Origin of the sequence: Frankia casuarinae (assembly GCF_000013345.1) — a bacterium.
GTDB classification, from domain to species: domain Bacteria; phylum Actinomycetota; class Actinomycetes; order Frankiales; family Frankiaceae; genus Frankia; species Frankia casuarinae.
On sequence record NC_007777.1, the window covers coordinates 3,805,882 to 3,826,179 of the forward strand.

Below are 20,298 nucleotides of genomic sequence, written 5' to 3' on the forward strand. Positions count from 1 at the left end.
GGTCGCCGCCGGTCACCTCTCGTCCGACGGCGGGACAACACCGTCCGGAGCCCGGGGGCCGTCTCTCGGAGCCCGGACCACGCCGTCCGGACCCGCGGCCGGGGCGGCACACCCGATCACGCCGGGCGCGGCGCTCCCCCGGCGGCTGTCCAGGTCGTGCTGCAGGATCTGCACGGCTGCCTCCTGATCCACGAGACTCCGGCGGGCACGCGAACGAACGCCACGCTCGGCCATCCTGCGATGAGCCGCAACCGTGGTGAGCCGCTCGTCCACAAAACGCACGGGGACGGGTGCGATCCGCTCGGCGAGTACCTCGGCGTACTGCCGCACCAGCCGGACCGCCCGGCCTTCCTGCCCGGACATCTGTCTGGGCAGGCCGACCACGACCTCTACAGCCTGCCGCTCCCGGACGATGAGGACGAGCTGATCTATGTCCGCATTACCCCGTCTGTCCCTGGCCAGGGTAGTCACCGGAACCGCGAGCACGCCGCCCGGGTCGCTCGCGGCGACCCCGACCCGCACCGAGCCGACATCGACCCCGATCCGCACCCCGGGCCGAGAATCCCCGGGCCGAGAATCCCCGGGCCGAGAATCCCCGGGCCGGGAGCCCGAGCCGCTCACCGCGAGGCGTGCTCGGCCACCAGCCCCCGCAGCCTGGCGAACACCGCCGGCACCAGCTGTGGGTTCCCCCCGCCGCCCTGGGCCACGTCCGGCTTGCCGCCACCCTTGCCACCCAGGCTCGCCCAGGACTGCCGCACCAGGTCACCGGCGCGCAGCCCCCGGCCGCGCGCGGCGTCGTCGGTCACCACGACGATCGACGACCCGTCGGCCTTGGCCACGGCGACGACGGCGGGCCGCCCCGCCAGCCGCCCACGCACGTCCAGCGCCAGCAGCCGCACGTCGTCGGGGGCGGTGCCGGCGGGCACCTCGGCGGTGACCACGGCGACGCCAGCCACCTCCTCGGCACCCTCGGCCAGCGCCCCGGCCCCGGCGAGTACCGCGGCGGCCCGCAGTCGTTCCAGCTCCCGCTCGGCGTCGCGCAGCCGGCCGACGATGTCGGTGACCCGGTCCACCAGCTCATCCGGACGGGCCTTCAGCGCGGTGGACAGCTGCGACACCAGGAGATGCTCGCGCGCCAGGTAGCGGAAGGCGTCGAGGCCGACCAGCCCCTCGACTCGGCGGGTGCCCGCGGAGATCGACGCCTCCGACAGCAGCTTCACCGCGCCGAGCTGCGCGGAGCTCGCGACGTGCGTGCCACCGCACAGCTCGCGGGCGTAGTCGCCCACGTCGACGACCCGCACGGCGTCGCCGTACTTCTCGCCGAACAGCGCCATCGCGCCGAGCCGGCGGGCCTCCTCCTGCGTGGTTACGAAAGCCCGCACCGGCAGGTCACGCAGGGCAACCTCGTTGATCTCGTCCTCGACGTCGGCGAGCACCGACGGCGGCACCGCGCCGAGGGCGTGGAAGTCGAACCGCAGCCGGCCCGGGGAGTTCAGCGAACCGGCCTGGGTCGCGCCCTCGCCCAGCGCGCGACGGAACGCGGTGTGCACGAGATGGGTGGCGGTGTGCGACCGGGACACCGCGCGGCGACGATCGGCATCCACCTCCGCGAACACCTCCACGCCGAGCCGCAGCTCGCCGCCGAGCACCCGCACCCGGTGCAGGACCAGGTCGGGCACGGGCCGCTGGACGTCGAGCACCTCGACCTCGCCGCCGTCGAAACGCAGCCGACCGAGGTCGGGCTCCTGGCCGCCGCTCTCGGCGTAGAAGGGGGTCGCGTCGAGCACGACCCCGACCTCGGTGTCCTCCCCCGCCGCCGCCAGCCCCGCGCCGTCGGCGATGCCGACGAGGCCCACCACGCCGGAGGTCCGGCTGAGCTCCTCGTACCCGGTGAAGGTCGTCGGGCCGGAACGGGCCAGGATCGGCCGGAACGCGGACAGGTCGACGTTGCCGATCCGCCGCGCGGCCCGGTCCGCCTTCGCGGCCTGCCGCTGGCGGTCCATCAGCCGGCGGAAACCCGCCTCGTCAACGGAAAGGCCCGCCTCAGCGGCCATCTCCAGTGTCAGGTCGATCGGGAAGCCGTAGGTGTCGTGCAGCTTGAAGGCCGCCTCGCCGCCCAGCGTGGTCGAGCCCAGGGATCGGGCCTGGCGCGCCGCGGTGTCGAAGATCGTGGTACCGGTGCGCAGCGTCTCGGCGAACGCCTGCTCCTCCGCGACGGCGACCCCGGTGATCGTCTCGGCATTGTCGAGCAGTTCGGGGTAGATCGTCCCCATCGCCGACCCGACGACCGCGAACAGCTCGCTCATCACCGGCTCGTGGGCACCGAGCAACCGGGCGTTACGGATCGCCCGGCGCAGCATGCGGCGCAGCACGTAGCCGCGCCCCTCGTTGGAGGGGACGACGCCGTCGGAGATCAGCATCGCGGCGGTGCGGGTGTGGTCGGCGATCACTCGCAACCGCACGTCATCGGCGGGGTCCGCGCCGTAGCGCCGCCCGGTCAGCCGGCCGGCGGCGTCGAGCACCGGCCGGGAGATGTCGATCTCGTAGAGGTTGTCGACACCCTGGAGGATGGTCGCCATCCGCTCCAGGCCCATCCCGGTGTCGATGTTGCGGGCCGGCAACTCACGCTCGATCGGATAGTCGTACCCGGCGCCCTCGCCCCGCTCGTACTGCATGAAGACGAGGTTCCAGACCTCGAGGTAGCGCTCCTCGTCCGCGATCGGACCGCCCTCACGGCCATAGGCGCAGCCGCGGTCGAAGTAGATCTCGCTGCACGGCCCGCACGGCCCGGGCACGCCCATCGACCAGAAGTTGTCCTCCTTGCCGCGGCGCTGGATGCGCTCGGCGGGCAGCAGCTTGCGCCAGATCCCCTCGGCCTCGTCGTCGTCGAGGTAGACCGTCGCCCACAGGTCGTCGGCCTTGAAGCCGAACCCTTCGGTGAGCAGCTCGAAGGCGAACGGGATCGCCTCGGCCTTGAAATAGTCGCCGAACGAGAAGTTGCCGCACATCTGGAAGAAGGAGGCGTGCCGCGCGGTGTGCCCGACATTCTCGATGTCGACCGTCCGGACACATTTCTGCACGCTGGCCGCCCGCGGCCACGGCGCCGGGAGATCCCCGAGAAAATAGGGCTTGAAAGGCACCATGCCGGCGTTGACCAGCAGCAACGTCGGATCCTGGGCCACCAGTGAGGCGCTCGGGACGACGGTGTGCCCGCGCCGGGCGAAGTGGTTGAGAAAGCGGCTACGGATCTCGGCCGTGTCCATCGGGTTCACGTCGTCCAGACTCGTGGGAAGAGGTTCGACATCCCGGGGTGGCGTGCTGTGGTCGGGCGCGCCTTCCGGGCTGCGGTGAGGGCGGGTGCCCCCGGCCCGCGGGCAAGGGAGTCCTCAGGGCCGCCGGGCGCCGGGGACGAGCCGCATCGTGCGTTCGGCGTCGTCGAGGTCAGCGGGGTAACGCGGCGCGCCGGAGCCGGCGACCCGCGCCGCGGTGTCCCGGGGCGGGGCAGCCCCGACCGCGTCGCCTCGATCCGCTTCGTCCGGATCACCGTCGAGGCCGAGCGCGACACGGATCTCCTCCTCCCGCTCGGCCGCGGCCTCGCGCACGTCCGCGAGGAACTCCTGTACCGACTGTACGAGAGAGCCGGCCAGACTCGTCGGTGTCAGGGAGGCTGCGGCCTTAGCCACCTGGCGCACCACCACGACGCCGGCCGCCGCCCCGAAAGCGAGATAGAAGATCCTCGACATCTACCGGCCTCCCCGACGCCCGCCCGCCGCGCCGGCGGCCGTGGACACCGACGGGGTCTTCTCGCCCGCGGGCTGCGGGCCGCCGCGCCCGGCCGGCCGCCGCGCCGCCTTCTCGGCCTTCATCTGGGCCGTCACCCGGGACTCGACCTCCGAGCGGGTCCGCTTGGCCGCCGCCTTGCGCACGCCGTAGCTGAACGCCGCGACGCGCACCATCGGGCCGCCGAGCGTCGCCGCGAACAACGACGTCAGCGAGGAGACGTTGGTCGTGATCGACTGCACGTTCGCCGTGATCGCGTCGACCCGGTCGAGTTCCTTGTTGACATGCGAGAGCGCCAGATTGACCTCGTCGACCGTCGCGCCGGCCTGCCTGACCCGGGCGGTTCCCTCGTCGAGGGCGAGACCGGTCTGACGTACCCGGGCCGCGGCCTCATCGAAGATCTTACCGAGCTTGAGCAGGACGTAACAGCCGAAGAGGACGAGCACCGCGAACGCGCCCGACGCGATCAGGCCCGCGACCGCACCACCGGACATATGTGCTCCTGCCTCCATCGTCGTTGGGCCGGTCCCACCCCACCCGATTCGATCCGCCGTGCCGCGGGCGCCACCCAGCCGACGCTCCTGGAGTGACCTTACCGAGACGGCTACCGGGGCCACGGGTAGCCCCCACGAGAGGAGTCAGGACGGCGAGGAGGGCGGTGGGGAGGGCGGTGGGGACGAGCCCGGGGACGGCGGTGGGTCACCGCGCACGACGCCACGCAGCTCATGGACCCGATCGGCCGCGCGGCGCTCGAAGCCGTTACCGCTCGGCTGGTAGTAGTCGGTCGAGGTCAGCCCGTCCGGCGGGTACTGCTGACGCACGACGTTGCCGGGGGCCTCGTGCGGGTACCGGTAGCCCGCGCCGTGGCCGACCCGCCGCGCGCCGCGGTAGTGGGCGTCGCGCAGATGCGCGGGCACCGGTCCGGCCCGCCCGGCACGAACATCCGAGGTGGCGGCGTCGATCGCCCGGATCACCGCGTTCGACTTGGGCGCCAGCGCCAGGTGGATGACCGCCTGCGCGAGCGCCAGGCGGGCCTCGGGCAGGCCAACGAACTCCAGCGCCTGACTGGCCGCGACCGCGACACCGAGCGCGCCCGGATCGGCCATGCCAATATCCTCACTGGCAAGGATGATCATCCTCCGGGCGACGAACCGGGGATCCTCGCCGGCCTCCAGCATCCGCGCGAGGTAGTGGAGGGCCGCGTCGACGTCGCCGCCCCGCATCGACTTGATGAAGGCACTGATCACGTCGTAGTGCTGGTCCCCGGACCGGTCGTAGCGCACTGCGGCTCGGTTGACGGCCCGCTCCAGCAGGTCGAGATCGAGCCGTGGCCGCGGGTTGACGAACGCCTCGGCGTCTGCCCCGGCATCGGCACCCGCTCCGGCCTTCCCACCCGGTCCGGACTCGCACTCATGGGCTTCGAGCAGCGCCTCGGCCCCGGCCTCCAGGGTGGTGAGGGCCCGGCGGGCGTCACCTCCGGCAAGGCGGACCACGTGCTCGCGGGCCTCGTCGGACACCGACAGCCGCCCGTCGTACCCACGCGGGTCGCGCAGCGCCCGGGTCAGCACCCCGCGGATGTCGTCGTCGGTCAGCGGCTCCAGCGTCAGCAGCAACGACCGGGACAGCAGGGGGCTGACCACGGAGAAGAAGGGGTTCTCGGTGGTGGCGGCGACCAGAGTGACCCAGCCGCGCTCGACCGAGGGCAGCAGCGCGTCCTGCTGCGTCCGGGTGAACCGGTGCACCTCGTCGATGAACAGCACCGTGCGCGCACCGGACGTTGACAGCGTCTCGCGAGCCTCGTCGATGACGGCGCGGACATCCTTCACGCCGGCGGTGACCGCGGACAACTCCCGAAAGCGTCGCCCGGTCGCCCTCGACACGATGTGCGCCAGCGTGGTCTTGCCGGTGCCGGGCGGTCCCCACAGCACGACCGAGGTGGTTGCGCCCCCCTCGACCAGCCGGCGCAGCGGGCTTCCCGGCCCGAGTAGATGCCGCTGGCCCACGACCTCGTCCAGGGTCCGTGGCCGCAGCCGGGCGGCGAGCGGAGCCGCGCGGTCCACCCCCGGACCGCCGCCACGCCGATCCCGGAGAGCGGCGAACCCCGAGGCGGAGCGGGACGCCGTCCCGGCCTCCGACGCGTCGGACGCCCCGGCACCAGCCCCGGCACCATCGGAGAGATCGGCGTCGAACAGGCTCACCCGTTCACCGTACGACCGTCGTACGACCGCTGGGAGGCACGATCAGCCCGGAGCACGGCAGACGGCGGCCTCCGACGGCGGCCTCCGACGGCGGCTCACCGAAGCAGGCATATTACATACAACGGTATAAGTGTCTTAAATTGGCCCTTAAGCCTACGCCCATTCCCCCGACCACACTCGGACCACCAGAGCTTCATTGCCGATGCACCGGAACGCGGCCAATGCGCCGGAACGCGCGGCGAACGGGTAGTGCACCGCGCGCCATCCGGAACAATCCCCCGAGAGACCACGCTTCGTTCACGTCGGACACCGGACCTCAATGGCGCGCGTATTATCATTCAGCTAGTCCGTTCAGCTGCTCGACTGAGCACATGTGCCGCCTTCGTGGTAATGCACGGTGTTCCGGACGGAACCGCGCCCGAAACCAGGCCGGGAACCGGGCCGGATTACGAAATCGCCCTGACCAGCCCAGATCGCAACGACGGGCTACCGCCCCTCACCCGGGGCGGGTGCCCGCAGAACCCACCCTCGCCACGGCACAGCCACACCACACCGTCAGAACCGACCAGCTCACCCGGAGACCGAAACCCTGCCCCGGAGAGGTGTCATCCGATGACCGTGCTACAGCCGCCCCGCGCCCTCGGAAACCGTGCCGCCGCATCACGCGGGCACCGCTTCGACAAGAACAGCGCGATACCCGAAGCTCCGATCGCATCAGCCGAGCCGACCGGGCATCCGGTTCGGCTGGCCCGCCCGGGGGAGACGGACGACCGCGAGTCGCGCCCCGCCCGGGACACCACCACGACAATCACCCGAACCGGCACCCCCGGCATCGGCGGCATCACCGCCACCGGCCCCGGCCACCCCCTGCCCACCCCCCTGCTAGCCACCAACCGCGTCGGCCAACACGTCCGCGTCCCCAAGACCGCCGAACTCGTCGCCGCCCACCTACGCCGCCAGATCGTCCGCGGCGAACTCCAAGAAGGCGACGCCCTACCCCCCGAAGCCGTCCTCATGGAACAGTTCGGCGTCTCCCGCCCCACCCTGCGCGAAGCCTTCCGCGTCCTCGAATCCGAAGCCCTCATCTCCGTCCGCCGCGGCGCCCACGGCGGCGCCCGCGTCCACACCCCCAACGGCGACGTCGCCGCCCGCTACACCGCCCTCGTCCTCGAACACCGCCACACCACCCTCGCCGACATCCACACCGCCCACACCCACCTCGAACCCACCGCCATCCGCCTCCTCGCCACCACCGCCACCGACCACACCCTGACCACCCTCACCGCCCACCTCACCGCCACCGACCACGCCCTGACCACCCCCACCCCCGACCCCACCGACATCCACACCCGCCACCTGCGCTTCCACACCCTGCTGCTCGACACCACCACCAACCACACCCTCACCATGATCACCAGCATGCTCCGGCACATCCTCGACGCCACCACCCCCGACACCCCCACCCCCATCCCCGACCTGCCAACCCTGCGCCACCAGCACACCACCCACCACCAGCTCCTCACCCACCTCACCCAGCACGACCCCGACGCCGCCGAAACCCTCTGGCGCCACCACCTCACCACCACCCCCCACACCCCCCACCAACCCACCACCCCCCTCGACCTCCTCGGCTGAGCAGGGGCGTAGCCGGCCGCCCGGGAGACCGATTCCGCGGCCGGTCACCATCGGCCCACGCCCGGTTCGCCCGTCGAGATCCGCTGTACGCTGCGCGGCATGGGATCTGGGCGGGTACGGGTTCGATTCGCGCCATCTCCCACCGGCATCTTCCATGTGGGTGGGGCGCGGTCGGCGCTGTTCAACTGGCTGGTCGCGCGGCGCGCCGGCGGCGACTTCGTGCTGCGCGTCGAGGACACCGACGCGTCCCGCAACCGGCCGGAGTGGACCGACGGCATCATCAGCGCGCTGGACTGGCTCGGCATCAGCCCCGGCGGGTACGAGGGTCCGGTGCTGCAGTCGTCGCGCGCCGACCGGCACCGGGCCGCGGCCGAACGGCTGCACGCCGAGGGTCTCGCCTACTACTGCGACTGCACCCGCGAGGCCCTGGCGGAACGCACCGGCAACGCGCAGCGCGGCTACGACGGATTCTGCCGGGACCGCGGGCTCGCCCCGGGTCCCGGCCGGGCGCTGCGCTTTCGCACGCCGGACGACGGCGTGACGATCGTCGAGGACCTCATCCGCGGCACGCCGGAGTTCCCGAACGAGACCATCGAGGACTTCGTGGTCGCGCGGGCCGACGGGTCGGCGGTGTTCCTGCTCGCCAACGTCGTTGACGACCTGGAGATGGGGATCACCCACGTCATCCGGGGTGAGGAACACCTGTCGAACACCCCTAAGCAGCAGCTGCTCTGGGCAGCGCTCGGCGCGGACGCGCCGCCGGTGTGGGCGCACGTCCCGGTGATCGTCAACGAGAAGCGCCAGAAGCTGTCGAAGCGGCGCGACAAGGTGGCGCTCGAGTCCTACCGGGACGAGGGATACCTGCCCGCCGCCATGAAGAACTACCTGATGCTGCTCGGTTGGGCCCCGCCCGGCGAGGACGAGATCGTGCCCTGGGAAACGATCGAGTCCACCTTCGACCTTGCCGACGTGAAGCCATCGCCGGCGTTCTTCGACGAGAAGAAGCTCAAGGCGTTCAACGGTGAGTACATCCGGCGGCTGAGCGTCGCGGAGTTCATCGAGGCGGTCCGGCCCTGGCTCTCGGCGCCGGCCGCGCCGTGGGAGCCGGCCGCGTTCGACGCGGACGCGTTCGCAGCCCTCGCCCCCTTGGCGCAGAGCCGGGTCTCCGTGCTGTCGGAGATCGTGCCGATGGTCGACTTCCTCTTCCTGCCGGAGGCACCGATCGACGACGCGGCCTGGGCCAAGGCGATGAAGGGGCCGGCGGCGGAACTGCTCGCCGACGTCCACGACCTCTACGACAAGATCGAGTGGGAAGCCGAGACGTTGAAGGCCGGACTCACCGAGGTGGGCGAGCGGCACGGTCTCAAGCTCGGCAAGGCGCAGGCACCGGTGCGGGTCGCCGTGACCGGGCGGAGCGTGGGACTGCCCCTGTTCGAGTCGCTGGAGGCGCTCGGCCGGGAGACCACCCTGCGGCGGCTTGCCGAAGCGCGGGAACGGCTCACCGGCGGCTGACCTCACGCCGGTCCACGACAGCCTCGCGCGCACGCCGGTCCACAACGGCTTCGCGCGGCGGGCAGGGCTGAGCCCGGGTCGCGGCTGGGACGGGCCGCGACCCGGGCTGGGGAGACCCACCAGAAGCCGGGGTTACCTCTGGTGGATGAGGCTGCTTCAGTTCGCCAGCCGGGCGACAAGGACCAGCACACCCCGCTGGGCCTAAGAGATCCTTAAAACGAGCTCAAGACAAGCTGTGATCTTGCCGTCACGAGATGCCTCTCGATAGTGATCATTCCGCGATGTCGGGATATTGCCGCCAAGCGGGAGTCCACCGAACTTAGGGCTCACCGTGACCCTGGGTGGCTGATCCTCGGGGCGTGCGCTGGCGCGGGCTCAGCCCGGACCAGTCGTCCGCCCAGGCCGCCAGCGGTTCCAGCACTCCCTGCAGGCGACGGCCGTGCGCGGTCAGCCGGTACTCGCCGACCTCGTCCACCTCGACGAGGCCGGCCTCGCGCAGCTCCCGCAGGCGTTGGGTCACCTGGGCCTGCGGCGCGTCGAGCCGCGCCACGAGCGCGCGGAACGGCAGGGCCGTCCCGCGCAGGTTCCAGTAGACGGCGAGGGCGAAACGCCGACCCAACAGGTCCACAAGACCGGCGAGGGCGGACGGTGCGCCGTCCGAAGTCTCGGGATGACCGGAGGCGTGCGGTCGTCCCGGCCCGTTCGGCCTCGCCTGCCTCATCGGCATGTCCCGCCGGGACCGCTCATCGGTGGTCTCCGGGGTCTCCGGGGTCTCCGGGGTCTCCGGCGCGAGGGTGCCTCGATCAGCGGGCACCGACCGAACCGACGCCGTTGGATCCGACACCGTTGGATCCGACACCGTTGGATCCGACACCGTTGGATCCGACACCGTTGGAGCTGTGCGAGCCGAGGGGAGCGAACAGCCTGGTCGCGGACTGCCCGGCATGGGCACCAAGCAGGTCCCGGGCCTTCTGGTAGACGGTGGCCGCCTGCGCGGAGACGAGTCCCGCCACGCTCTGGACCTCCGGGCGCTCCTGGAGGTCACGGACCTGCCGCATGATGGCGTCGTAGTGCTCCCGGCCGGCCCGGGCGCCGAGGACGTATCCGAGACCGAGGGCCAGGATGACGCTGGGCCTGATACGCATGTTGCCTCCCAGGAGACCGAGGGACGTGCAGGCGGATGGCCGCCGGCCGCTTGACGTTGTGCCGTCGGGTTGATTCCTACCCCACGTCCAAGACCGCCCGAACCTCAGGTAGGCTGACGACGTCAGATGCACGGCACCCGATCCCGCGTAGCTCAATTGGCAGAGCAGCCGGCTGTTAACCGGCAGGTTATAGGTTCGAGTCCTATCGCGGGAGCATGTTTGCCCAGGTCAGGGCCTATCTTAGCAAGATCTTAAAGATCTTGAAATAAAGATCACCCCAACTTTACCCCCATGATTCTTTTCCTGTCTGGGTCTGTCTGTATGACGTCATCCGTTTGATCACCAGACCCCCTCCGGGTGGCCACCTGTTCCTGTCGGGATGGCCTGGAGGGGTCGTATGGAAGCGCAGGTCGCGCGGTGCGCGGGCCTGGATGTGCACAAGGACGAGATCGTCGCCTGCGTGCGGATGGCCGAGGCGCCGGGTGGGCCGGTCCAGGTGCAGCTGCACACCTTCGGGGCGACGACCGTGGAGTTGCTGGCGCTGCGGGACTGGCTGACCGGTCTGGGGGTGACCCGGGTCGGGATGGAGTCGACGCCTGATTACTGGCGTGTACTGGCGACCGGTCTTCCACATTCTCGAGGACGCGATCGGTGAGTGCTGGCTGCTCAACGCCCGGCACATGCACAACGTCCCCGGCCGCAAGACGGACGCGGCCGACGCCGCGTGGATCGCCGAACTCGTCGAGTACGGGCTGGTCCGCCCGTCGTTCGTGCCGCCGCAACCGATCCGCCAGCTGCGGGATCTGACCCGCTACCGCAAGGCGCAGATCGAGGAGCGGACCCGCGAGGTCCAGCGCCTGGACAAGGTTCTGCAGGACGCGGGGATCAAGCTGTCGTCGGTGTCCTCGTCGATCCTGACGGTGTCCGGCCGGGCGATCCTCGAGGCGATGATCGCCGGTACCACCAACCCGGAGGTACTCTCCGAGCTCGCCCGCGGCCGGCTGCGCGCCAAGATCCCGGCGTTGCGGGAGGCGCTGAACGGGTTCTTCACCGGCCACCACGGTCTGATCATCGGGGAGATCCTCGCGAAGCTGGACTATCTCGATGAGGCGATCGACCGGCTCTCGACCGAGATCGACCGGGTGATCGCCCCTTTCGAGGCGAAGGTCGACCTGCTGGACACGATCCCCGGGGTTGACCGCCGCATGGCCGAATGCCTGCTCGCCGAGATCGGCCCGGACATGTCGGTCTTCCCGACCGCCGGCCACCTGGCTTCCTGGGCCGGGCGCTGCCCCGGCCAGCACGAGTCCGCCGGCAGGTCCAAGGGCGGCAAGACCCGCAAGGGCTCGAAGTAGCTACGCCTCAACCTGCACGAGGCCGCCCGCGCCGCCAGCCGCACCAAGAACAGCTACCTCAACGCCCAATATCACCGGATCAAAGCCCGCCGCGGCCCCGCCAAAGCCAGGGTCGCCGTCGAGCACTCGATCCTCGTCGCCGCCTTCCACATGCTCGACCGAGACGAGCCCTACCACGACCTCGGCGCCGACTACTTCACCCGACGCCGCGACCCCAACCGCCACGCCCAACGCCTGATCAGCCAGCTCGACGCCCTCGGCTACGACGCGGTCATCACCAGACGAACCGACCAGCCCACCGACACCAAGGCCGCGTGACCCGAGGCAGCGGACCACCACACCACCCGACCCAGCCCCGCCACGGCGCTGAGGCGGCACGCCCCATGTGGGTACGTCCCGATCAACGGTCACCCTGTTTTCCCTTTAGAGGCCCTGCTAGAACTAGCGGGCAGGGGTGCTAGACCCAGTAGCCGCTGGCAGGTGCACGCGGGCCACGGTGTCCCACCGGTAGGCGCGTTCCTCACGGCGCAGTTCGACCAGTGCCACGGTTCTGACCGCGACCCGGACGGATGGAAGCTCCCGGAGGTCTCTGACGGCCGCGATGATCGAATGGGCGTCGGTCGGGCTGTTGCAGTAGGCGATTCCGATGTGGGGTCGGAACCCGTGCGGCTTGGTCACGACCGCGGCGGGCCCGAGTACGGCCGTGGTCGCTTCGACGATCTTGCCCTGGATGGTGACCACCGGTGCCCAGGGCAGGACGCTGAAGCGGACGGCTCCGGAGGACCCAGCCAGCGGCCCCACAGCCAAGGAGAACGGCTCGACCTCGGTCAGCCGTACACACGTCTGCTCCACGGCTCTGTCGACGTCAGCCCGGCCGATCTGATCGGTGAACGCAAGACGTTGGAGCGTCAGATGCAGCCCGTCAGGCGGCACCGGGTCGAGGGCGGGCAGGCGTAGCCGCCGCTGGCACCGGTCGGCAAGGACGTGCAGCTCGGTTGCATCCTCGAAGGTCAGCATCCAGTGGTAGGAGCGGCGGCCGGGTGTCCAGCCCGGCCGGTCCCAGTGGTTTTCGAGCCGGTCGAGACCGGCGAAGCGGTGCCAGTCGTCCGCGACCGGGTCCGCGGTGCGTGCCGTGGTCACCGGTGTGCGCCGGTGGGGAGGGCGAGCGCGCGGGAAGCCTCCGCGAGTTCGGTGACCGGGCCGATCTGCTGCCACGGCTTGGCGCGGGTGACCAGCTCATGGCTACGACGTCGGACGGACTCGATCGGGTTGCCGGCCGTGGCGGTCAGAGCCTCGATGCCCAGGACGGCAGCCTGCTCCGGATCGGGGGAGTGGGACAGCAGCAGCGCGGTCGCGAGGTCGAGGCGGACGAGGCAACGGCTCCACATCGACGGGGATCGGTCTGCGACCTGAGCGGCCATGTCCGCATACTCCCGCGCCTGACCGGGCTCGCCCAGTGAGACATAGGCGGTCGCGGCGTTCGCGGCGATACGGGCGATGCTGTACGGCGCGAAGGAGATGCAGGGCGACATCCCGTCGGGCACCGGATGCTGTTCGGCGAGGTCGAACGCCTCGCCCACGGATCGGCCCACCCCGGCGCGGTCACCGAGCCGACCGAGGGCGCGTGCCTCCCCGTTCACAGCGAGGCGGATCACCTGGGCCGACCGGCCACCGACACGGCGACCCTCCCGGGCGAACTCCAGGGCAGCTCTGTAGTCCCCGGCGTAGTACTCACACAGGCTCTGCGTGCCGCCTATCCATGCCGTGAGGTCGTGGTGACCGACCAGCTCAGCGGTGTGGAGAGCCTCCAGACAGTAGGCGCGCGCGAGTCCGAACCGGCCGGTGTTCACCGCCATGTAGCCGAGTATTCCGGAGAGGCGACCGGCGATTTCGTAGAGCCGTTCACGCTGCCGGGGCGGCTGTCGTCCTTCCAGGAGGTTCTGAACCCGGCGGCGTTGCCTGAGTACCCGTGGTGCGAGTTTTTCCGGGCCGGCCCACTCGTACTCGTCCGCCATGGTCAGGAGCAGAACGTCGAAGTGGGCGAGAACGGCCGTGCTGACGTTGGATGCACCGAGCGTCTCGATCCGCTGCCCGATCTCCTCGACGGAATCCGATTCCTCGGGAAGGGCGGTCTGTTCCACGATGTTCGTCCGTGAGGCCTCCGGAGACTGGACGGCGCCGCGCGGTGCCAGCCCCATCAACATGCGGGCACGGTCGGGCAGGTCGAGCCCATCGGCGACGCGCTCGAACAACTCGAACTCGGCGGCGATTCGCTTGCCGTTGATGTACTTGCTGATATCTGACTGGGCCAGGCCGACGCGCATCCCGATCCCTGGCTGACTCGCCCCGGCGTACCGCTGTACCAGCCGGAAGAGGGAACCGATGTCCCTCATCTGCAGGCTCTCGGCGACCTGGGTCCGATCCCAGAATTCCGCCGGTATGACGAACGCGGACGGATCATGACGCACGTCGACTCACCCCGCCATCTGCCGCCATCTGTAGCTGATCGTAGTCGATGAGAGCCGGTCCAGGGCCGGAAAACGAGTGCTCGGCGCCATGCCTCGAAGCACTGCTCTTCGGGGACTGCGGCATGCCGCCGGGAACTGTCCTGCCGATCCCGTCCGGGTCATGATTACGGACATCGACACGACCTCCCCGATTTACCCACCGGACCATACGCCCGACCGGGGAGGCTCGCGAATCGATACCGGAATCAACGGAGAGCCCGAAAGGACAGTGAGCCATGCTCGCCACGAAACCCGAATACCCCGCAGCTTTCTCGGTGGAAATGAGCGAACCGTTCACGCCCACCTGGAACCGTCTCCCGGGCATCACGGTGAACGGGACCACGGTCACGGTCGAGCCGGACCGGTACTTCGTCCGTCGCAGTACCGCGCCGGTCTGGATGCTCGTCGACTGGGACCTGGTGACCGAGCGCCTGCTGTCGGAGGACGAGACCGAGGAGGCCGCTGTCGAACAGCAGACCTTGGAGTTCGTCCGTGCCTACGGTCAGCGGACGTCCGAGCCGGCGGACGTGCTGCGCACCGCCGACCGGGTCTACCACCACCTGTTCTCCGCCGAGCGGCTGGACGACCCCGACCTGTCCGACGTCACCGACGACGACCTGCGCATCCTGCGGGAGTCCGCGACGCTCGCGGCGCTGAACCGGGTCGAGCTGTCCGGGGAGATCGCCGACATCGGCCCGGCCTGGTTCTTCCCGGCCACCGCCCGCGTCGTCTACGACCTGGACGCGGACGGAGCCGAGCGGGTCGACGACCTGTACCACGGCGGCTTCTTCAACGAGTACCGCCGGGTGGAGGCGGTCAAGGCGCACGCTGCGCTCGGTTTCAGCCTCGCCCGTCCACATTACGATCTTGATCGATGCAGGATCAAGAGAGCCGTCACAGGCGCGGCCACAAGTGGACCACCGAGATCATAAAAGATTCACCTGCCGGTGGGTCGACAGCAACTCCTCGGGTTGCCACGCTGTGCAGCAGAGCCGACACGACGGTGCTGTGGGGGTGACCGGTGCGACTGGCGTCGTTCAACGTGGAAAACCTGTTCGAACGGATCCGGGCGATGGACCTGCCCACCTGGGACGAAGGCCAACCGGTCCTGGCCGCATTCGACCGATTCATCACCCTCGCCCAGCACGAGGTCTATACCGTTCAGAACAAGACCGACATGCTCGCCGACCTGGAAACGATGGAGATCCTGACCCGCACCAGCGAGGGTCGGCTGCAGCTCAACCGGGATCCACAGCCGCGGTGGGCCCGGCTTCGTGAGAACCGCGGGAACTTCCTCACCCAACCCCCCGGTAAGGACGCTGTGATCGACGCGACCGGGCGGCAGGATTGGATCGGCTGGGTCGAACTGGTCACCGGCCCCGTCGACGAGACCGCGATCCGCTCCACTGCCCAGGTCATCACGGACATCAACGCCGACGTTCTCGCCGTGATCGAAGCCGAAAACCGTCCGGCGCTGGTCCGGTTCAACACCAGTCTGCTCGCCGGCCTGTACGCCCACGTGATGCTCGTCGACGGCAACGACCCCCGCGGCATCGACGTCGGCCTGCTGGCCAAACCCGGCCACACGATCGGCTCGATCGTCAGCCACGTCGACGACCCCGACCCGGCCCGCCCCGACCGGCCGCTGTTCAGCCGCGACTGCCCCGCCTACGAACTGCACACCCCCGCCGGCAACACCATCTGGGTACTGCCGAACCATTTGAAAAGCCAGTCCTGGACCTCCGGAAACCCCGACCCGCTACGCCGCCGGCAGGCCCACCGGGTGGCGGAGATCTACACCGCGCTCCGCGACGCCGGCGCCCGGTACATCGCCGTCGTCGGTGACCTCAACAAGCCACCCCCGCCCGCGTTCCCCAGCCTCGAACCCCTCCTCGGCCCCGACAGTCCACTCGTCGACGCCGCCAGCCGGGCCGGATTCGACACCGGCCCCCGACCCGGTACCTTCCAGTCCTGCACCGCCCGTAACCGACTCGACTACATCCTGCTCTCCCCCGACCTCGCCGACCGGATGACCGGCGGGCAGATCGTCCGCACCGGCCTGTGGGGCGACCCCGACAACAAACACCCATCCGCCCAGTGGGTGATCCACCCCAAGATCACCCGAGCCGACCAGGCCGCCTCCGATCACGCCGCCCTTTACGTCGACCTCGATATCTAAAAACACCGCGGCATCTAGAACACCAGGCGACACTCTGTTGTGCCGCTGAGCGGACGCCTGCCCCGCCGCTCGATTTGACCCCGCCCCCGAACCATCCGAGGAATCGCCAGCAGAGGTGGGCGATGTCGTGGATGCGTTCGCCCGGTGCGGCGAGGTCCCAGTCGTCGCCGTGGTCGAACGGAACCACGAACCCGGCGCAGCCGTACTCTCGACCGATCCGGCGAGCGGCCCGGGTCGGCGACCGCGGCCGGGTCCGCTCCCACCCGCGGCCTCGACGACTGCCAGGTCCGCGACTACCGGGCCCGGTACGCGCACATCACCTTGTCCAGGCTCGCCTACCGATAGTCGCCCTACAGCACAGTTTATCACTCCAGCCAGCCGCTAGAGATCGCTGTCCGTACGACACGTCGGTGGATGCCACTCGTATCTTCCGAATACTCTTCCGAATACTAGACTTAAGTTATGAAAATAGCCCATAACGCCCCACTGTGAGATAGCCAACACCGTAGAGACTTCAACGGAGGTTGACGGTCACCGGAAGCGCTGGTCAGCCCGCTGCGGGCACAGATTACTTGCTATTAAGCAGCAGCATAATTTTTCTTCTCAACAACCAATGGCCCCTCCTTCCTCGTAGACCTCGCCAGTTGGTTGTGGTTAGACTGACGACCGAGCGATTCCAGGAGACGTTACAAGAACAGTAAGTCGCGGCTTCGCCTACTTGACGGCACGGATGCGACGCATGGCGACACGGGGGGTGCGACAACGTAGCGCTGGAGTGCGCAACGGCCGCTACTGTAACTACAGTAAGCGCGCCCAGGCCGCGCGCATGCCTGGAGAATCACGGCCGGCCCGGCCCTGTCGAATTCATCCACAGCTGATGATGATGATAATCAGAAAAACGATCATTGACGCGGGCATGCACGCCGTTCCACGGAATATCGACGGGCATCGCTGGCATATTTCTAATACCAAAAGGTCGTTGACAGCTCCTACCAGTGATCCGGCCGCATCGCCATGCGGACATTCCCTGCTGGAAAAGGAAGTAGATGACTGCGCAAACCGCACGACGGGTGCTTTTGACGGGGGCGTCGGGCGTGCTCGGTCAAGAGCTCCTGAGCCAGTTGAAAAGAGTTCCTGACATCGAGCCGGTGTGCCTGGTGCACCGCACCGTCCTGGCCGACCAGACGATTACCACCGTGCGCGGTGACATCGCTCGTCCACAACTCGGCCTGGATGGATCGGAGTACCGATCCCTGGTCGACAGCGTGGATGCGGTGGTGAATTCAGCCGCCGTGGTCGCATTCAACGGTACCGAGAGGACATTAAGGTCGATCAACGTCGAGGGAACTTCGCGGATAGCGCAGCTGGCCGCGGCGGCAGACGCACCCCTCTACCATGTGAGCACCGCCTACATTGGCGCCCGCAGCGACGGCGCCGGCGAGTCCGGTGCTCGCTACGCCAGCAGCAAGCGCGAGGCCGAGGACGTAGTGCGCGGCGCGGGGGTCCCCTATGCCATCCTCCGGCCCTCGATCATCGTCGGCCACTCCGATACCGGTGCCATAGCCAGCTTCCAAGGCTTCTACCAGATGGTGGCCAGATTCCTGCACGATAAACTACCGATAATACCCTTCTCCCCGGACTCTCGGATCGATCTGGTGCCCGTTGATTATGTAGCCGAGGCAGTTGTTGCCGCTGTACGTAAGGAGGCGCTGGGCAGCGAACTCTGGCTCGCTAATGGGCCGGCGGCACTGACCCTCACCGACGTCGTTGACATGGCGCTCGATATTGGCCGTGATTTTGGCTATCCGGCCAAGCCCCCGATGCTGATATCCGGTACTGTCCTGGATGAATCCGCCATCACGGATCCGGCACTATACGCGGGGATAATGAAGGCAGTAGCCTATTTCTCTGCATACGTCCGCTCAAGCCTGATACTGCCGACATCGGCTGATGAGCTCGCCGCCCTCGGCGTCCGGCCGCTCCCCGACGCCAGGACGGTCGCGGATCGGAGCATGCGCTACTGGGCGGCCCGCGACGCTCGGTCGAACCAGGGCACGACAAAGATCGACCGAGCGGCCGTTGCTGGGAGCAGCCGGCCGTGACCCGTAGCAGCAGCACAGGGGTCGCACAGACGCGATCCGTCGCGGAGCCCACTTTGGACGTGCTGACCCGGCACGCTCACAACCCATCTGCATACCTGGCGCTGAACGAAGGAAATCTGACGTTCGAGGTGGATGGAATCGACGGCGTCGTCATCTACCGGCCAAGCGGGAGGTTCCTGATCCAGTTCGGCGGAGTCTTCGCGCCGCCGGACCAGCAGGCTGAGCTGCTGACTGAGTTCGTCCGTTGGGCCAGGCAGAACCGCCGTCGGGTGATTAGCGTCCAGCTGATGCCCGAAGATACTGACATCTACCTGCGTGCCGGTTTTGGCGTGAACCAGCTCGGCGCCTCCTACGCCCGTTCACTGGACGGGTTCAGCATGTCGGGGAAACATTTCGTGAAGATCCGGAATAAGATCTCTCGAGCTAATCGGGACGGCGTCCGGGTACGCGAGGTGGCGGCGGTCCGTGAGCGGACGCCGCAGCTGATGGAGGCACTGAACGAGGTGGACTGGGTATGGTTGAAGGCAAAAGGTTTTGGCGTCGCCGAGATCGACTTTATGATCGGCCAACGGGGCGGTTGGGCCGAGCGCAGGCGCCGGTTGTTCGTTGCCGAGCACGCCGGCCGGCTGGTGGGCTACCAGGTATTCTCGCCGGTCTTCGGGCGGCACTCCGGTTGGCTGCATGACCTGAGCCGGCGGATACCGGACGCTCCCACCGGAGTCAGCGAGCTGATCCTGTCCACGGCCGTACGGCAGTTCGTCGGGGAGAAGACGCCGTACCTGCACTTTGGTCTCACTCCCTTCACTTCGCTCGATCCGAAACATCGACTTCCTGGACACAGCCCCTTCGTGGACCGTTTCGTGCGCTGGCTCGGCACTCGCGCCGAGTGGATCTACCCCGCCCAGTCCCAGGTGGCATACAAGCTGAAGTGGCAACCAGACCTGATCCAGCCGGAGTATGTCGCGTTCCAGGACGGCGTCTCGCTCTCCGCCGTCTGGCGGTTGATGCGGGTGACGAAGGCCGTCTCGCTGCGCCGGGGCAGGAAGAGCGTCACACGTCGCCCAGCGAGTCCCCATGAGTGATAAAATTCTTTCTCGCGATGCCGGAAATAAAGATCAAGTCCTTCGCTCCGCCCCGAACGCGGTCCCGAACGGGAGCGGGACGGCGAAGTCGGGGGTGACCGGGTCCGGTCGGGTCCCAGGCCGGCGGCTCCCGCGTTACGAAGCGCGGCCCGTGCTTGTCGCCTGCGTTGTGTTCGCCATCCTCGGAACGCTACGTATTGCCGGCGCGTTCGACGAGTGGCTCATGGTGTTCTCTATCGTGCTCACCCCGTTCGCGCTGTTCGTCGTGCCGCGGCGAATGTGGTCGGATGTCGGCGTGCAGGCCATATCCTCGCCACGGCAGTTGGCCCGCGGGATCGGGGTGGTGACCGCCGGCTACCTGCTGACCCTCGTCGCCTGCCTGACGCTGCTCGGGCGGGGTGAGGACAACTGGGCGGCCCTGCTGCCCGGCCTCTTCCGCGAGATGTTCCCGGGCTCTCCGGCGCTCGCCTATATCTCCTTGTTCCTCTGTATGGGTTTGCTCGTCCCGATCGCTGAGGAGGTCTTCTACCGAGGCGTGCTGCTGCACGCCGCCTCCCGGCGCATGGGGCTCTGGAGGTCCGTCGTCACGGTCAGTGCCGGCTGGGCACTCGTGCACCTCGGCGATTACGGACTCAATCCTTTCAACCCGCTGGTCCTGGCCGGGATGATCCCCTCGGTCTTCGTGATGGGCCTCGCCCTGGGTTATTGCCGGATGGTGACGGGATCGGTGGTCGGTACGACCATCGCGCAGGGTGTGGCCAACGTTCTGTTCACCATCTGGGCAATCTCGCTCTAACGTGATC

General features: G+C 68.8%; 16 protein-coding genes, 1 tRNA gene and 1 pseudogene. 9 read left to right on the plus strand and 9 right to left on the minus strand.

The genetic code is table 11. The features are described 5' to 3' along the window. Window positions 1–12: 12 nt before the first annotated feature. The 5 genes from ruvX to FRANCCI3_RS16190 all read right to left on the minus strand — a co-directional run bounded on the left by ruvX (window position 13) and on the right by FRANCCI3_RS16190 (window position 5,840). Window positions 13–621 (minus strand): Holliday junction resolvase RuvX, encoded by a 609-nt coding sequence (gene ruvX / locus FRANCCI3_RS16170; RefSeq protein ID WP_011437598.1) that lies wholly within the window; start codon window positions 619–621, stop codon window positions 13–15. Then, complete coding sequence (gene alaS, locus FRANCCI3_RS16175) at window positions 618–3,263, minus strand: alanine--tRNA ligase (protein ID WP_011437599.1); 2,646 nt, start codon at window positions 3,261–3,263, stop codon at window positions 618–620. Before alaS ends, ruvX begins: the two co-directional genes overlap by 4 nt. Window positions 3,264–3,386: 123 nt before the next feature. After that, entirely contained in the window at window positions 3,387–3,743 is a 357-nt protein-coding gene (locus FRANCCI3_RS16180; RefSeq protein WP_011437600.1) for a hypothetical protein, read from the minus strand. Further along, window positions 3,744–4,274, minus strand: a complete 531-nt coding sequence (locus FRANCCI3_RS16185; protein WP_011437601.1) for a DUF948 domain-containing protein — start codon at window positions 4,272–4,274, stop codon at window positions 3,744–3,746. A gap of 144 nt (window positions 4,275–4,418) precedes the next feature. Next, complete coding sequence (locus tag FRANCCI3_RS16190; protein WP_049761107.1) at window positions 4,419–5,840, minus strand: replication-associated recombination protein A; 1,422 nt, start codon at window positions 5,838–5,840, stop codon at window positions 4,419–4,421. 750 nt (window positions 5,841–6,590) lie between these two features. Between FRANCCI3_RS16190 and FRANCCI3_RS16195 the strand changes: the two genes are divergently transcribed. Then, the gene (locus FRANCCI3_RS16195; RefSeq protein ID WP_011437603.1) at window positions 6,591–7,613 is read left to right on the plus strand and encodes a FadR/GntR family transcriptional regulator; all 1,023 of its coding nucleotides are present in this window, start codon (window positions 6,591–6,593) and stop codon (window positions 7,611–7,613) included. A 99-nt stretch (window positions 7,614–7,712) separates the two neighbouring features. Further along, window positions 7,713–9,125, plus strand: a complete 1,413-nt coding sequence (gltX, locus tag FRANCCI3_RS16200) for a glutamate--tRNA ligase (RefSeq protein ID WP_011437604.1) — start codon at window positions 7,713–7,715, stop codon at window positions 9,123–9,125. Between the two features lie 319 nt (window positions 9,126–9,444). On the opposite strand, the gene FRANCCI3_RS28775 is transcribed toward gltX, so the two are convergent. Next, complete coding sequence (locus FRANCCI3_RS28775) at window positions 9,445–9,939, minus strand: winged helix-turn-helix transcriptional regulator (RefSeq protein ID WP_011437605.1); 495 nt, start codon at window positions 9,937–9,939, stop codon at window positions 9,445–9,447. Then, complete coding sequence (locus FRANCCI3_RS16210) at window positions 9,929–10,270, minus strand: hypothetical protein (protein WP_011437606.1); 342 nt, start codon at window positions 10,268–10,270, stop codon at window positions 9,929–9,931. The genes FRANCCI3_RS28775 and FRANCCI3_RS16210 overlap by 11 nt, the downstream gene beginning before the upstream one ends. Window positions 10,271–10,411: 141 nt before the next feature. Between FRANCCI3_RS16210 and FRANCCI3_RS16215 the strand changes: the two genes are divergently transcribed. Then, window positions 10,412–10,484, plus strand: a tRNA-Asn gene (locus tag FRANCCI3_RS16215). Between the two features lie 183 nt (window positions 10,485–10,667). After that, window positions 10,668–11,943, plus strand: a pseudogene (locus FRANCCI3_RS16225) (IS110 family transposase). A gap of 123 nt (window positions 11,944–12,066) precedes the next feature. Here FRANCCI3_RS16225 and FRANCCI3_RS16230 read toward each other — a convergent pair. Together FRANCCI3_RS16230 and FRANCCI3_RS16235 are read right to left on the minus strand one after the other, a co-directional pair. After that, complete coding sequence (locus FRANCCI3_RS16230; protein WP_011437610.1) at window positions 12,067–12,765, minus strand: 2'-5' RNA ligase family protein; 699 nt, start codon at window positions 12,763–12,765, stop codon at window positions 12,067–12,069. After that, window positions 12,762–14,093 carry a hypothetical protein gene (locus tag FRANCCI3_RS16235; protein ID WP_011437611.1) on the minus strand — a complete coding sequence of 444 codons (1,332 nt, stop codon included), beginning with the start codon at window positions 14,091–14,093 and terminating at the stop codon, window positions 12,762–12,764. Before FRANCCI3_RS16235 ends, FRANCCI3_RS16230 begins: the two co-directional genes overlap by 4 nt. Before the next feature lie 275 nt (window positions 14,094–14,368). On the opposite strand from FRANCCI3_RS16235, the gene FRANCCI3_RS16240 reads away from it, so the two are divergent. From FRANCCI3_RS16240 to FRANCCI3_RS16260, 5 genes are all read left to right on the plus strand, one after another. Further along, complete coding sequence (locus FRANCCI3_RS16240) at window positions 14,369–15,064, plus strand: hypothetical protein (protein ID WP_011437612.1); 696 nt, start codon at window positions 14,369–14,371, stop codon at window positions 15,062–15,064. Between the two features lie 89 nt (window positions 15,065–15,153). After that, the gene (locus FRANCCI3_RS16245; protein ID WP_011437613.1) at window positions 15,154–16,311 is read left to right on the plus strand and encodes an endonuclease/exonuclease/phosphatase family protein; all 1,158 of its coding nucleotides are present in this window, start codon (window positions 15,154–15,156) and stop codon (window positions 16,309–16,311) included. A gap of 1,046 nt (window positions 16,312–17,357) precedes the next feature. Further along, window positions 17,358–18,413, plus strand: a complete 1,056-nt coding sequence (locus tag FRANCCI3_RS16250) for an SDR family oxidoreductase (RefSeq protein WP_011437614.1) — start codon at window positions 17,358–17,360, stop codon at window positions 18,411–18,413. Further along, window positions 18,410–19,495 (plus strand): bifunctional lysylphosphatidylglycerol flippase/synthetase MprF, encoded by a 1,086-nt coding sequence (locus FRANCCI3_RS16255; protein WP_011437615.1) that lies wholly within the window; start codon window positions 18,410–18,412, stop codon window positions 19,493–19,495. The genes FRANCCI3_RS16250 and FRANCCI3_RS16255 overlap by 4 nt, the downstream gene beginning before the upstream one ends. A gap of 151 nt (window positions 19,496–19,646) precedes the next feature. Further along, on the plus strand, window positions 19,647–20,291 hold the full coding sequence (locus FRANCCI3_RS16260) for a CPBP family intramembrane glutamic endopeptidase (RefSeq protein ID WP_157858588.1): 645 nt from the start codon (window positions 19,647–19,649) through the stop codon (window positions 20,289–20,291). Window positions 20,292–20,298 lie beyond the last annotated feature (7 nt).